Origin of the sequence: Mycoavidus sp. HKI, assembly GCF_020023735.2 — a bacterium.
GTDB lineage: Bacteria > Pseudomonadota > Gammaproteobacteria > Burkholderiales > Burkholderiaceae > Mycoavidus.
This window is the reverse complement of the sequence record NZ_CP076444.2, coordinates 1,306,213-1,319,554: the sequence shown is the minus strand read 5'-3', so window position 1 is coordinate 1,319,554 and position 13,342 is coordinate 1,306,213. Positions and strand designations below refer to the sequence as shown.

The window sequence follows — 13,342 nt, the reverse complement described above, 5'->3', positions numbered from 1 at the left end:
ATAGTCCTTGTTGCGTTGGCTGGTATTGCTGCTTGATAGCGACATTAATAACGCCTTCTGCGCGCAGCCCATCCCGAATCAACGGCAGCAGGATGCGAAAGAGTTGGTTATCGGCATATCCTTATACACAACTCAAAATATCTGGTTTTGGCGCGCCCAGCGTAGACCCTGAGCAAAGGCAGTAACCTGCTGTAATCCTTGCCAGATGGTTTTTACGCCGGGCTCGCCATCCCCTTTTCGGCCTAAGAATCCACCCAACATCGCAATAAGCCGCACTACTTCATTGAGTCGAGGCGTCTTTTTTGGCACAGGTTTTTTCATGAGAAGATACGCGGCTTGCCATTCCTCTGGCTCAAACAGCAGTTCTGCTTCCAGATCAGGGCAAGTACGGCCTAGTCTCATCAAGCGAGCGATTCGCCAAGCCACCACCATATAGACCGCCAGCGCCCTCTCTAACTTTTCGATAGCCCCTAGTTGCAGCGCCTCGACGCGACAGCCGTTTTTGAGAACGTGGAAGAACATCTCAATCTCCCAGCGAGCCCGATACCAGTCAATCAACTCCACTGCTGCGTCGAAATCAAGTACCACGCGATTAGTGAGCAAGCGCCACTCCACAGGCTTACAGCCAGACGGTACCTCCACTTCTTGGGCTATTACGCAGGTCACTTCTAACGGGGAGCCCTTTCTATCATCAAGGACAACGCGTTTCATTCTGACTTGCTGACGTACCGCTCGAGCCTTTTGGCCATGCCGTGAGGGCATCATAAAATGCAATTCGCCTACCGCTGCCTGCGCACCGACTGCCTCCCACAGGCGAGCACCATCTGGTAGCACCCGGTTGTGACACGAGCGAATTAACCAATCCACCGGATTCCCCAGTTCGGAGGCTTTGCATATCAGTTCTAGCATGTCGGATTCACGGTCTGCCATATACACCAAACGTGTCTCGGGTAACTCGGCTGAGAGTTCTGCCAGTCGGCTATACCCTTCGATCCAGCGTATACTTTCCTTGATCCCAGACCGATTCTCTACGTCTTCTTTGGATGCACGTGCCCACATCCACGCATCTAATACGCCTAACGGTTCACGCTCCAACGATACCGCATACGTCGGGTGCAGGTACATACCTCGTTGCGCTTCGTAACACAGGGGACCCAAGCCTTCTATCGATTGTCCGTTGAAGTTCAGTTCCGTGGTGTCTTGGATGCACAAAACGGTACGCTGCTCTTGTAAGCGCGCACGCGAACAGGACCAGTGCGGCTCTAAAATAGACTCCCAACCTATATCCTCTTGAGATAAAAATCGATACGCCCCTGGGTTTCCGCCCACCCTTTACATGCCCCAGGCAGACTCGCCGTCGGCTTTTCCCCAAGACGCTCTGCAAGCAACATCAGCCTCTTGTTTAACCGCTTGTCACCTAAATCTACTGTCTTAAATTCTTTCGCTGCCCAGCTCATCTCTGCCTGTCATCTCTTTCTTTTAAAGGTTTATTGTACTTGGCTGTTTATAGTTGTGTGTAAGGACATGGGTTATCGGTCATACCTTTTATTGCATAGCCATCCAAAAGCCGTCCATTAAAAAAGCCCTCTCAGAGGGCCTTGTTCATTTCAGCTAGATATTTTTATTTCAAAAAAATACCCATAAAAAGTCTTTAAAGAAAAAGAATTTTTTATGGGCTTCTCGGTACTGCAATTAAGAAAACTACTTTTATGCGTTCTTATTTATATTGTTCATAGCAGCGGCCATTAATTGCATGTTGTATTCTCTTAATTGTTTATTTTCTTCTCTAAGCCTTGCATTTTCTGCTGCTAAATCAGGGCTGGCTGACTCAGAGCGAGAGGCTAGTAAGCGATCAAGCTTCTCACTAACTTCATTCCGCATAGCGCTTGTTTCAGCAAAAGCGATAGAGCTAGCGCGGAATGTGTTTTCTATACCTTTGTCCAATTTGTCCAGTTTTACAGAGTCCATTTTCTTTTTAAATTCCTTATGAGCAGAACGTATTGTCTCGTGGCACTGTATTAATTGCCGTGTACTGGAAGAAGCTCTTTCTGCAATTAAGAAAACTACTTTTATCCTAATTTATTTACATTATTCATATTACTTATAGCGGCTGCTAGATTGGCTATAGTTGCGTCTTTCTGAGCCAACTGTTCCCGCAGCCTTGCATTTTCTGCTGCTAAATCAGGGCTGGCTGACTCAGAGCGAGAGGCTAGTAAGCGATCAAGCTTCTCACTAACTTCATTCCGCATAGCGCTTGTTTCAGCAAAAGCGATAGAGCTAGCGCGGAATGTGTTTTCTATACCTTTGTCCAATTTGTCCAGTTTTACAGAGTCCATTTTCTTTTTAAATTCCTTATGAGCAGAACGTATTGTCTCGTGGCACTGTATTAATTGCCGTGTACTGGAAGAAGCTCTTTCTGCACACGCATTTTTGTAATCAGGCCACTTTATTATGAGGCCGAAAATAACCCCTACTACCCAGGCAGAAGTTGCAAGCGCCTGGGGTAGCACAGCCGTCATAGAGAACAATCCTAGAGTTCCCAGAATATACCAAATTAAGCCCATAAAAGGGGCGACTAGCCCCGCAACAAATAACACGCCTAAAAATGCTTTCGCAGGGCTGGGTAAGCTTTTTTGTAGCTTGGCTATCTCAACTACGATGTTTTCTATCAATGGCTCTAGGGAACTAATATCTTGAGCACTAATCGATTCTTTAGGATGCGCCACCAGCGTTTGGATAATTTGGCATATGCTATCTACAATGCGCAGTGCCTCGTTAACCCGTTCCTGCAAGAATGCACTATGTGTTTCTTTCGCAGTCTCGAGGCCAATATGGGTAACAGGGTCTATCGGGGCCTTTATTTCTAATTTAACTATCGTCTCGCGCTCATTCTCGCAAATTTCTTTGAGCTTATTTAACCCACCTTTTGGATCGGCTATTTTCGTATAGTGCTTATCTGTGGCGCAAATTATGCGCTCACACGTACTCAAAATTTTATGGGTGCTCTGGTTTTCTGTAAATGCGAAGTGCGTGCTAATAGCGTAATCTGGTGCGCTCGGATTGGTCAATGCAGAACGACTATCGTCTACTATGCATAGGCCCCTTTCATCCGTTATTTTCTGTTCATAGGCAGGGTCAGCACGTTGCTTGCCTTTTCCGGTATACGGGCCAACCGTACTAATATAAATAGGTGTGCTGGTACTTGAGGAGCACGCGGCATTAGTGGATGGACTCAAAGCCGCCCCCTTTTGCCTTTTTGGCACCTAATAGGGCGAATAAAATTACCGCCCTCCGAAAAGTCTTCTCTTTATTCATTAGCACTGTTTACCAATAAATATCAAACTCCTGCATACAATAAACACCTGATAATTTACCTACAAAGTCAATTTCAGCTCGGTTAATGTATCTGTACGCAAAGCGCACCATCCCACCCGTCTATGTGATACCAATCCGCATCCGAGAGCACTTGATAACGCTGGTTAGCAAATTCGATTTGATCACTAGAACGGTCTCTACCAATGTCTTGTAATGGCTTACAGGCATAGACGCGGATATACCTTTTCTGAAAATCCAGCCCCAGGTATGGATACACATTGCGATCTACTGCTTGCACACTGGCGTATAGGGTTTCGGGCGGCGCATAGCGATTAAGATCAATACCGATCTCGTTCGTCTCGCGTCCGATGAAACAGTAATATTTGATGCATTGCTTGCCGATAACCGATAACGCAAGGCTGAGCACATTCGCGCCGGGCGTCATGATTTGTTTTCGACTAGGTGGGTAAGCGTATTCAGAAGCACGCCGGAATCCACTAAGGGCTTCGCTATCGTGAGCGAGACTACGCGCCCCTGCTTTTTGCCGCGCAAACGCGCTTTAACCGTTTTAACCTTTAAAGGCGGCGTATGGAGCTGCGAAATGGCCTTTCGGATATCCCCAGCAGCTTTAGCGCCTATCTTTTCCATTGCGGTAGAAGCAGTCTCTGTGCCACGAAACACCCCTGTCAATCCGGCCTGTGCGAGGCTAACCCACGGTGCGCGCTGCGCTTGCAGTGTCGGGCGCATCGTGGCACGCGTTGGGATGTTTTTCTCCGGCACGCCATATTCATGTATCGCCGCCACATAGGCTACCGGCGTGCCGTTTTCGTATTTCGAGGATTCAAACCACCCGACCTTTGCGACTTTGCTATCAATCTGCTTGAGCGCGTTATAGAGACGAGCGCCACCAGGACCGAGCGTGCGTTTCACTTTGGTCATCGGGCGTACTCTTCAAAATGTCTTTTGATAAAAAAGGGGAAGTGTCAGGGATATATTCCATGAACCCGGCGAAACCCTGAGCCCTCAGGCAACCCGCCAATATAGAAACCACCAGCAGCACTGGCTGACAGCAATGCTAAGAGCTGCTGCCCATAGGGGGTGAGAGATAACCACCACTGCCATTGCGATTTAACGGGGGGCGGCGTCAGGGTGACGGCTACTTTGTCTACGGTAGATGCGGATACCATGCTTGGCATCTGGCCCGCTTTGACGATGTCGGCCAAAGCCACTAGATGCGCTGTCATCAGATTGAGTGCTCGTGCACGGCTCTCTCCCTGTAGATAGCCGTAGTTTTGCGGGCTAACGTAACAGGTTGCTGCATCCCAACTTGCTAAGAGCGATGCATCAGGATAGGTTTCCATGTTTGCGAACGCCGGAAAGGACAAACGAAACGCACTCACATCAAATTGGATGATCCCACCCATCATCACTCACCCTTGGTTTTGGTTTTAGTCTTGGGTTGCTCATTCTCTGCAAAGTCCTGCGGCACCAGTGGCGATGAGCCGTCTCTGCTCGCCATGTTGGCGGCGACTTTTTCAGGATCGGTTTTGATACGTTCGACGCGAATAAAGCCCCGTTCAACATGCAGTTGGAAAGCTTTATCCGCTTCTAGAAGTGCCAACTCTTCATCGGTTACTTTGGTTACTATTCCATACGGCGTAATTAGGTCTTTGCTCGTAGCGCCTTTAGTGGCAATACCTGTTCCACCATTAATAACAATGGAGCGGCCCGCAGTGGGCAATTCATTTTTGCTTGGCATCCATACACGATAATCGGTGCTGGCCGTCAGAGTCGAGTAAACATAAGGCATCGTAATCTCCTTTAAATTCCAAAGCGTCGCACCACCGCATAAGGCCGCTTGCACATGACCCCGGCGGTTGCATTGGAGTAAGCCTCTTCATGCCCTTTTGCGAGTTTCTGGATACCGAGTAACTCAAATTTTGCCGGTACGACCTGCACAAAAGTGTGACCTCCGTCCGTAGATAGATCATTCACGCTTTCTGCATAGAGATACGCTACGTTATCGCCACCGTGGGCAGCATCGAATTCTGGACACGATACAACGCGCATTGTCGGATAGGTCTTTGTTAACCATTCCTGTACGGAATTACCCAACTCAGTAACAGATAGATAATCGACCGCCAACTCACCCAAGACGAGCGTAAGGGGTATCACTTTTGGTTTGATGTTCCCGCCTGACTGACTACGCAGATCGGAAACCATCGTACGAATGTCTGCGGTAATTTCTGAGAAAGATTTATCTCTCCATTTTGTTGAGCCGTTGGCACCCTTGCTCTTTGGTAACGTGCTATAGGGCGGTAGACTGGGATCATTTAATAGACCATACGTGATATTTTGCCCCGCGTTGTAGCCCAAAAATCCGATCCGGTTTCTGGCTATTTCCAGTGCGTCCGCTGCTGCTGCGCGTTTGCTTGCGGGGCTATCGACGCCCATTTTGGAGGCGCGCTTTTCTTCAAGAGGGACGGTGCGCATTCCTTTTTCAAATCGCACGACAGTACGCTGCTCAAAGTTGACATTCCACGACGATAAAGGGACGTTGGTATAGTCGCCATATGGTCGGGCTGTGCCGGTGAGTTCCATCACACCTTGAACAATTTCCTCATCTTCCCAAGAACCAGCCGTTAGGATGCCCACGCACTCATCAATGTTGCGCGCTTGCGTGATAACTCGGACAAAACCCGGCAACCAGTTTTGCAAGAATTGCGCGGGCGTTGTAATACTCGGCGTAGTCAAACCAGGCATCGGCGAAGCGTCGGGCATAGCATCCATCATGCTATACACAATGGCATCATCCATGCCAATCCCGATCCTAGATAGCGCCTGATATCCGTCCACATTAGACAGTTCGAGTTGTCGTACCGCACGCGGGCCGATATATGAATGTTCTTGGCTTTGCATATTCGATATCTCAGTTAGTCAATGTGATCACGGTTAATTCCGGAGCAGCGGGCTTGTAAGAGGTGGGCACATAGCCAGAGATAACTGTGTTCGGCACCTCAGCACTTCCCTCTGGTATTTCCTTATCTTTTGCGATAGCGGACAAAGCACCCGTGGTCGTGTCATAAATGACGACATAGCCAATATCCGCCGGGGGGATCAGGCTCACGACAATTTCCCCCATTGTGAGCAACTCACCTCTGCTGTTATTTCGTAACTCCAAGGTAGGCGCTAGAATGCCCTCAGAGGTGCCGCAAGAAGCGTAATGCTTAGGATGAATCAAAATCCCTACGAATGGGCCTGTACCGCCCACTTGCGCCACCCTTTCACTAACGAGTGTGTAGGCGTAACCAATCACATTAGGCTTGTCAGAAACTAATGTCCACGGTGCAACCCGCATCGGGCCGCTCGTAAATAGCTCACCTGGCACGCCCAATGTCATCTCAGCACGTACCGTATTTTGAAAAGGCATGGTTTAGGCTCCTTGTAGATAGTTCTCGAGCTCTTTCACGACTGAAAGATTTTTATTCATTACGCTATCCAATCCCGTTCCGGGTTGCGGTGGTTTTCGATCCCATAAAAAACTATCGATTGCGATAATTTCCTGCCCTTTAGCGCAGGGGATACCCAGCTTTGAGACGCCATAGCGCGCGATTTGATCTAACGTTTTGTCGGCATGATCGAACGCACCAATGTGCGCAGAGAGGCGGTTAGCCAGTTCAACACGTTTATGGGCTTCACTTTCTTTGCGTTCCAATTGTTCAAGTCGTACCCGTAGCGCTTTAATATCAGCTGCATCAATGGTAGAGACGATTCGATTACTTTGATTTGACTGGGTGTGAGCACAGACCTTGCGCAATCCCGTAATCGCGCTATCCATGTTTTTACGCATGGCTTTGGGCGCAGATTTTGACGCGGCCCACAATGCTTGGATTGCGGCGTCCATCGCTTGCGCGGTTTTGTCGTCATCATTTTCTTTCTCGTCTTCGGTTTCTTCTTCATCCTCCATCAAGGGGGGCGTATCATCATCTTCAACCGGCGTTTGATTCTGGTCTGGTGGGTTGTCCTCGTCGTCGGTGGCAGGGGTACGACTTACTAGCGCTTGCAGAATCGGAATTAATTGCTTGACTGCATCAGCTAAAGACACGTCTTCATCTTTTCCTTCTGGGTTTTTCTCATCATCTGGCATACATAGCTCCTTTGCATCGAATGTAAATGTCATATGGTCTAAAACGGCCACATCTGGCCCCATGCGTCCCTCCTTAACCGATGCAAGGTGATTGCCTCTAATTGCTCGTTGGATCGCATCGTAATGTTGTCCGTTGTATTGGCCTGTCGTGAATTCGTACTGACAGCGATAACCGGCTGATAGCTCTCGTTTGCCGCTATTGATAAGCGATGCGAGAGATTCGGAAAAAACTTTGAGATTGCCTTTGAGTACGCCGTTTTTGTAGTACACGTCTTCACCGATGACGCCGTGAATGCCTTTTGTTTCGGGAGCGGTAAAGCCGGATTCCTCATTGCCTAGCATGGCGTGCTCATCGACCCACGGCAGTAGCCGGAATGACTGAATACAGTCTGAGTGAGATAATTCTTCTTCAGGGCGGTAGACCATGTAGACCCGGTCTGGCTCAGGTGCGCCTATAGATCGGCCAAGATATGGAAACACGCCAACCTTTGAAAGCGGGTTATCACGAATTTCTACCCATCCATTGGTATCAATGGCGCGGTGTGTCATGCGCTACCCCCGGTAAATTGAAGGATTGGAGCAAAAGCACATTTGCAATTGGGTTCCTCTCCTGGCTGTACATAGGTGTCATTTGGGCCAATCGGCGCGCCTTGTGTTAAATCGAATACGTGGCCGGAAAAGTCTTGATGTTTTTCTCGCGGGTGCAAACCGCCGCCGCTATGGATCCATTCGCCATGCGTCACGCCAGCGCCTACGCAACGAGCTCGGTTAAATCCGTTGTAGGCTTTGCGGGTTTGATCCAGCGCAATATTTCGTGCGCGCCGCCGTGTGGTGCCTTCTTGCGCCTGCAAAAACGGAATCAAATCTTCTAGTCCGTTGCCGCTTGTGATGGAGCGCATGGCGGCCTCTTTCACCTTATCGAGATAGCGTGTTGCTATCGATTTGATGAGATTTACGTTTTCTGTTACCGAACTTTCAAGGATTGCTTGATAGCTTGGCGGGATGGCGTTTGTTTTCAGCGATACACCGCCCGATAACTCCCGTAAACTATTGCTTACACTGGCGCTACTGACCTTATCGGCTTCAGTCATCATGTGCTTAACCAGTTGTTTAGCGCGTAGCGTGAAATGCTTACGTATATGGCGTGTTAATGCCTTCGTTAGAAGGCGTGCTTGGCTCGATATACCGGCATCTTGCGCAAAAAATTCCTGCGCAGATGGGCTTAGGAATAATGCGACCAATTCTTTGTAGGTGCTAGCCGTCATGGTGGTCACCAGTGCATCCAATTCTTGCTGATAACGCGCTTGTAGACCGGCGCTTACCCGTAGAGGCTGACCACGTAGCAAGATGGGCTGAAAAGGGTTTGCCCGTACTGATTTTTTGCGGGGGAGTAATTTACGCGCCATCATCATCTGGGTTGTCTAGCTCGTCGGGCATGGCTTCTTCGATGCCCGTATATCCGCTATCCGGGTCTTGTGTAATACGGCGGCGCTCGTCGATCCCATCAATGGCACCGGATTGCACCAAAACCGCGCCGGTTTCTGCTTTAAGCTTATTGACTTCGGCGTGTTCTTTGGTCGTCATAGAATCGAGTGGATTCCATGAGACCGCCGTCTCAAAAGGTTTGATCGCAAATCGGGGCGCAATCTCAGAGCGAATAACGAGTAAATGATGGCGATCTAAAAGCGGGGTTAAATCATGCGCTTGAATGCTTTCTAACTCTTCGTGATAACTCGATTCCTCAAACTCGCCTGTAGCATTAAACCCTTTCGGAGACGTGCCAAATAGCTTAGTTGCAGGAACGTTTGCCGCCGCGGCTACCAGCTGATACTGCGTCATGATGACTGCGTCTAAATCTGCCAAAGCCGTATCAAACTGTTCAATTTGCTCTTCCTTACCCGCAACTTTGACTCCGTGGTTATCGCGGTAGTGCGCCCAGTTCGCTATGCGCTGCTCAAATTTCGCCGGGTTAGCAATCGCTTGCTCGACATCCGTATGGACCACGGTGCTACGCTTAGAGAGGGCAAGCAGGGGGGCTTCATTGGCGGTGCGCTCGGATGCATACACGCGTTCAAAAATCTTTTGCGGCACCGACACGCCACCGTAGTGATACGTAGGCTTTAGCACGTCGGGGACTTCCCCTGTACGGAAAATAATTAAATGCGAATGGTGAATGGGCTTACCATTTATGCGCCAATACGTAGGTTCGTAAAAATGGAGGCTCGTTGGGTCTGTGACGGCTGCCGAATTCAACTCTGGCATCACCCAATAGGGGTCAATCTGCCGAATACCCTTGTAGCTACCAGGCGTCACGCCATCAGGGTTGAACGGTTTGGCGTAATACTCAGGGTCCGTTGATTGAACAATGAACATCGCAATGCGAATCCCAAATACCCGGCCCATACGCACCAATTCACGCATATGATGATTCATGCGAAACCGTTTATCTTCCTTACGGATCGCATCCATTACTTCCGTATCGATGCCTGTTCCGTTATTGACAGTGACCGTGTAACCGTTACGAATGGCATCTTTAGCGGGCATCCCGCACGCTTTATCTACCAGCCAATGCTGCGCAATCAGTGCACAAAGTTGATAACCAATAAAGCTTTGCGAGGCATACCAGCCAACCTGCGCCGCAGGCATATTCTGCTGTCGCAGCGCGTACACCTGCTTGACGCTGTCAGCCATATCGTTTGCATCCATCCCCACGCCAGACGCGGCAAAATCAACCGCGGTGCGCTGAAATACTGAGGCCTGTACATGCGACCACAGCACGCTTTGGCGTATGCGTAGATCGTGGTCAGTCGTAAAAAAGCCCCCGGATTTCTTGATCTCGGGGGCTTGAAGTAATGTCGTTTTGCGGCGCAGCCAATCAAACATAGCAACCTTAATTCAAATCGAAAAAACCGCGGGATTTTCTTTCGGGTGGGGCAAAGCACATCATCAGGGCATCTGCCAGATTGGGAGAGCGGGTGCCTTCTGGTGTTTTATCAATAAGAATTTTGCCTACCGTGTTAATCGTATAAGTGGGTTGCGAAAGCTCGCTGGTAAGGCGCGCCAATACCGGCAATGCGCTCGACAATGAAATAATTTCGTCTGCTTCAAAGGGAAGGTGATCCGTGATGGCTCGATGCGTTTTTTGAAACCGAGTACGTAAGGCCCACCAAGCTTGGGCTTTGCGATTAGCAAAAAAATCCTGATTCGTGCGGCCATGCACCATTTCTTTATCGGGGTTCACGACACCGCCTGAACCGCGAAACGATAAGACTTCAATTTCACGTGCTCCGCTTTGCTTGCGCCGCTCATTGAGTACACGTGCATCACCGCGTACACCAGCTCCTAAGCCGTCTGCATCGTAATAAAAGGAGCCGTAGCCCTGTGTATCGCATAGTGCAAAAGCCTTTTCGACCGTTTTATAAATATCGGAACCTTCACCGGACCAGGCTTCGAGATAGTCAACCCATATCCCTTGTGCGCCGCAAAATGCGTTTAAATCTATACCTTCATCGGCGATATCCAGCGCGCCGCGACGGCTGCCTGTAGGCGCTATGCCAAGCTTTTGGTGTGCATCTATTGCAGCGTTCACCCATTCACTCGGAATAAGTACGCCTTCCACAGAGGCGGTGTAACAAATATCGATCTCTTGCGCGACGATGACGGTGTTATCGATCTTGCGCTTTTGCGCTTCGTACCAGTGATCATCCTTACGCGGATCATCGCGCCAATGAAAAGTAAATACGGGAATCTTTCCAGCGTGCCGCTTTTGCGCGAACGGATTCGCCATGCCATTAGCCGAAGAAATATCCTGTCGGCAGTTCGTTGTTTGCGATAAAGACGCATCGACCAGCAAGGGGCGCTCCAAAAATGCCGCCTCATCCACAAAATAGAAACTGGCTCGATCCCCTCGTCCGATACCGTCTCCCGCTTCACCGGTCATTACAGAGCTCGTTTGCGGAAAATGGATACGCATATGGGGCGCGTGCTTGAGAGGGTTCCAGCCGCCCCGAAATTCTGGCGGTAGCAGCGCTAAAAACATGCGCGCCTTGTGAAACAAGGATTTAGGGGAACCGATTTTGTCGACATATTCTTCTTTACGGGAGCCAAACCCCGCCACTACGCCGCCATGAAAAAGGCAGATCGTTGCGGCTACGCCGACAGTGAGCCAGCTTAAGCCCATATCGCGGGATTTTTCTGTGATACCGGGGGATTGCGTGCGCCACTTGTCTAAAAACCAATCCACCCATTCTTCTTGTTTCGGAAAAAGTAGGAATGGGATCGCCGCAGGCAAATTGCGCTCCACATTGCGCGGGTCAAACGTCATGCCCCAATCGATAATAAACTGCGCGGGATGGTCGCGGTAGAACGCCTTTAATGCGGGTAGCATGGCTGGGTTCGCCCGAATACGCTGTAGCCTTTCTGCGCGCCATGCAAATACCTGCACATAATCCGGGTTGCGAAAATCGAACGGGAACGGAATAGGCATTTTATGAATTCATCGCCTGCTGATACGTTTTTGCGGCCTTAACTGGATCGTTTATGACGGCTCCATCAGAATTCAAATTGCATTTAATAAACATTTTGGCCACAATGTGGCCATAAATATATGGAGAAAATCATGTCTGCAACTACGGTAGTTCGTGCTCGAATCGACGAGCATATTAAGGAAGAAGCCACCGCCGTATTAGCAGCGATAGGACTAACGGTGTCTGATGCTTTCCGTATTTTGTTAACCCGTATTACACGTGAAAAGGCGTTGCCATTTGAGCCTCTGGTGCCAAACACTACGACTATCGAAGCAATCGCACACGCCCCCCAAGCAATGAAAGAAGCACGGCACGGTAAGCTGGAAACAGTGACGCTTGACGAGCTACAAAAGGTGCTGGATGCGGACGATTAAGCAATCGAACCATTTAAACGAGACTTGAAACGCGAAGGGGCCTTATCGGCAAAATTTCCTTATTAAAAACCCATTGAGATGACACTAAAATTTCTAGCTCCTCTACAGCAGGCTATCGGCCTGTTGAAGAATCAAATTTTTAGGCAGCTTAGCCTACCCGATTTAGCACAGTCCATACGTAATCATGGTGTGGCGATGGCTTCAGGTTCTGTATTCGGATATTTCCTGGACCATAAGGGAATACTTACGCTCATTTTGGCTATATACGGGCTTATAATGGTTTACATTGGTAGTTTAAAGTGGTTCACTTTAAAAGGAGAGGACGAATGATTATTGTATATGCGACGATGGCAGTTATGCTGTCTCTTGCTGTTTCTGCTGCACTGTACGCTAAAAAGCAATACGAACAGCAACATCCTAAAAACCGATCCTAACATCAAGAATTCTGTACAAGGTCATGTCTATGCTGAACGTGCACGACTGCTTTGTACAGCCTTTTTGATGCTAAAAAAATGGCCCTGCGCGCTCATTGCATAGCAATTTCTTAGCGACTCACATAGCGAGCTTGGCGTGCAATAAGTATTTTACGAGTTCACCATCTGCTGATAAATTTTGGCAGCCTCTATCGGATCATTCGTTGCGGTAGTGATCGACTGTATCGGAGCACCATTTGCGCCGGTTAATTCCACGCGCTGCCTATCTGTCCAGCCAGCTTGAGATTTCAACCAAAAAATCATTGCGGTGGTATCGTCTCCCTTCGTCGCTTTATTAAATAGCGTTTCAGCCACTTCAGCGTTCGCCGCTACTTTACCGCTCGCAAGTTCAAAGGAGAAATACTTGCGCAGCGTTGGCTCAGAGATAGCGTTCCCTTTGGCATCTACAATCAACAGCGGAATATCTGAATGGCGAATACCCAAAGCGGACAATTTTTTTACTAGCTTACGCTGTTCATCGCTAGGGTTAAAAGCCAAGCGCCCAGC

Annotated in this window: 14 protein-coding genes and 1 pseudogene; 1 reads left to right on the top strand and 14 read right to left on the bottom strand. The window is 49.1% G+C overall.

The genetic code is table 11. From position 1 onward, the window contains the following. Nucleotides 1–132: 132 nt before the first annotated feature. The 13 genes and pseudogenes from KMZ15_RS05150 to KMZ15_RS05090 form a co-directional block, all read right to left on the bottom strand. Nucleotides 133–1,457, bottom strand: a pseudogene (locus KMZ15_RS05150) (IS4 family transposase). A 250-nt stretch (nucleotides 1,458–1,707) separates the two neighbouring features. Beyond that, entirely contained in the window at nucleotides 1,708–1,968 is a 261-nt protein-coding gene (locus tag KMZ15_RS05145) for a hypothetical protein (RefSeq protein ID WP_223691253.1), read from the bottom strand. Between the two features lie 101 nt (nucleotides 1,969–2,069). After that, on the bottom strand, nucleotides 2,070–3,236 hold the full coding sequence (locus tag KMZ15_RS05140) for a hypothetical protein (protein ID WP_223691251.1): 1,167 nt from the start codon (nucleotides 3,234–3,236) through the stop codon (nucleotides 2,070–2,072). 161 nt (nucleotides 3,237–3,397) lie between these two features. Then, nucleotides 3,398–3,760 (bottom strand): hypothetical protein, encoded by a 363-nt coding sequence (locus KMZ15_RS05135; protein WP_223691249.1) that lies wholly within the window; start codon nucleotides 3,758–3,760, stop codon nucleotides 3,398–3,400. Continuing rightward, complete coding sequence (locus KMZ15_RS05130) at nucleotides 3,757–4,254, bottom strand: hypothetical protein (RefSeq protein ID WP_223691247.1); 498 nt, start codon at nucleotides 4,252–4,254, stop codon at nucleotides 3,757–3,759. The genes KMZ15_RS05135 and KMZ15_RS05130 overlap by 4 nt, the downstream gene beginning before the upstream one ends. A gap of 44 nt (nucleotides 4,255–4,298) precedes the next feature. Next, nucleotides 4,299–4,742 (bottom strand): DUF4054 domain-containing protein, encoded by a 444-nt coding sequence (locus KMZ15_RS05125; RefSeq protein ID WP_223691245.1) that lies wholly within the window; start codon nucleotides 4,740–4,742, stop codon nucleotides 4,299–4,301. Then, the gene (locus KMZ15_RS05120; RefSeq protein ID WP_223691243.1) at nucleotides 4,742–5,125 is read right to left on the bottom strand and encodes a hypothetical protein; all 384 of its coding nucleotides are present in this window, start codon (nucleotides 5,123–5,125) and stop codon (nucleotides 4,742–4,744) included. Before KMZ15_RS05120 ends, KMZ15_RS05125 begins: the two co-directional genes overlap by 1 nt. Nucleotides 5,126–5,136: 11 nt before the next feature. Beyond that, the gene (locus KMZ15_RS05115) at nucleotides 5,137–6,234 is read right to left on the bottom strand and encodes a major capsid family protein (protein ID WP_223691241.1); all 1,098 of its coding nucleotides are present in this window, start codon (nucleotides 6,232–6,234) and stop codon (nucleotides 5,137–5,139) included. Nucleotides 6,235–6,244: 10 nt separating this feature from the next. Continuing rightward, nucleotides 6,245–6,745 carry a hypothetical protein gene (locus KMZ15_RS05110; RefSeq protein ID WP_223691239.1) on the bottom strand — a complete coding sequence of 167 codons (501 nt, stop codon included), beginning with the start codon at nucleotides 6,743–6,745 and terminating at the stop codon, nucleotides 6,245–6,247. Between the two features lie 3 nt (nucleotides 6,746–6,748). Further along, nucleotides 6,749–8,011, bottom strand: coding sequence for a DUF2213 domain-containing protein (locus KMZ15_RS05105; protein WP_223691236.1), 1,263 nt, complete (start codon nucleotides 8,009–8,011; stop codon nucleotides 6,749–6,751). Continuing rightward, nucleotides 8,008–8,874: a phage minor head protein gene (locus KMZ15_RS05100; RefSeq protein WP_223691234.1), complete on the bottom strand. Its 867-nt coding sequence runs from the start codon at nucleotides 8,872–8,874 to the stop codon at nucleotides 8,008–8,010. The genes KMZ15_RS05105 and KMZ15_RS05100 overlap by 4 nt, the downstream gene beginning before the upstream one ends. Continuing rightward, complete coding sequence (locus KMZ15_RS05095) at nucleotides 8,858–10,345, bottom strand: DUF1073 domain-containing protein (protein WP_223691232.1); 1,488 nt, start codon at nucleotides 10,343–10,345, stop codon at nucleotides 8,858–8,860. The genes KMZ15_RS05100 and KMZ15_RS05095 overlap by 17 nt, the downstream gene beginning before the upstream one ends. Nucleotides 10,346–10,352: 7 nt before the next feature. Continuing rightward, on the bottom strand, nucleotides 10,353–11,948 hold the full coding sequence (locus KMZ15_RS05090; protein WP_223691230.1) for a TerL protein: 1,596 nt from the start codon (nucleotides 11,946–11,948) through the stop codon (nucleotides 10,353–10,355). A gap of 132 nt (nucleotides 11,949–12,080) precedes the next feature. On the opposite strand from KMZ15_RS05090, the gene KMZ15_RS05085 reads away from it, so the two are divergent. Beyond that, entirely contained in the window at nucleotides 12,081–12,362 is a 282-nt protein-coding gene (locus tag KMZ15_RS05085) for a type II toxin-antitoxin system RelB/DinJ family antitoxin (protein WP_223691228.1), read from the top strand. Between the two features lie 584 nt (nucleotides 12,363–12,946). On the opposite strand, the gene KMZ15_RS05080 is transcribed toward KMZ15_RS05085, so the two are convergent. Further along, entirely contained in the window at nucleotides 12,947–13,333 is a 387-nt protein-coding gene (locus KMZ15_RS05080) for a hypothetical protein (protein WP_223691226.1), read from the bottom strand. Between the last annotated feature and the right edge of the window lie 9 nt (nucleotides 13,334–13,342).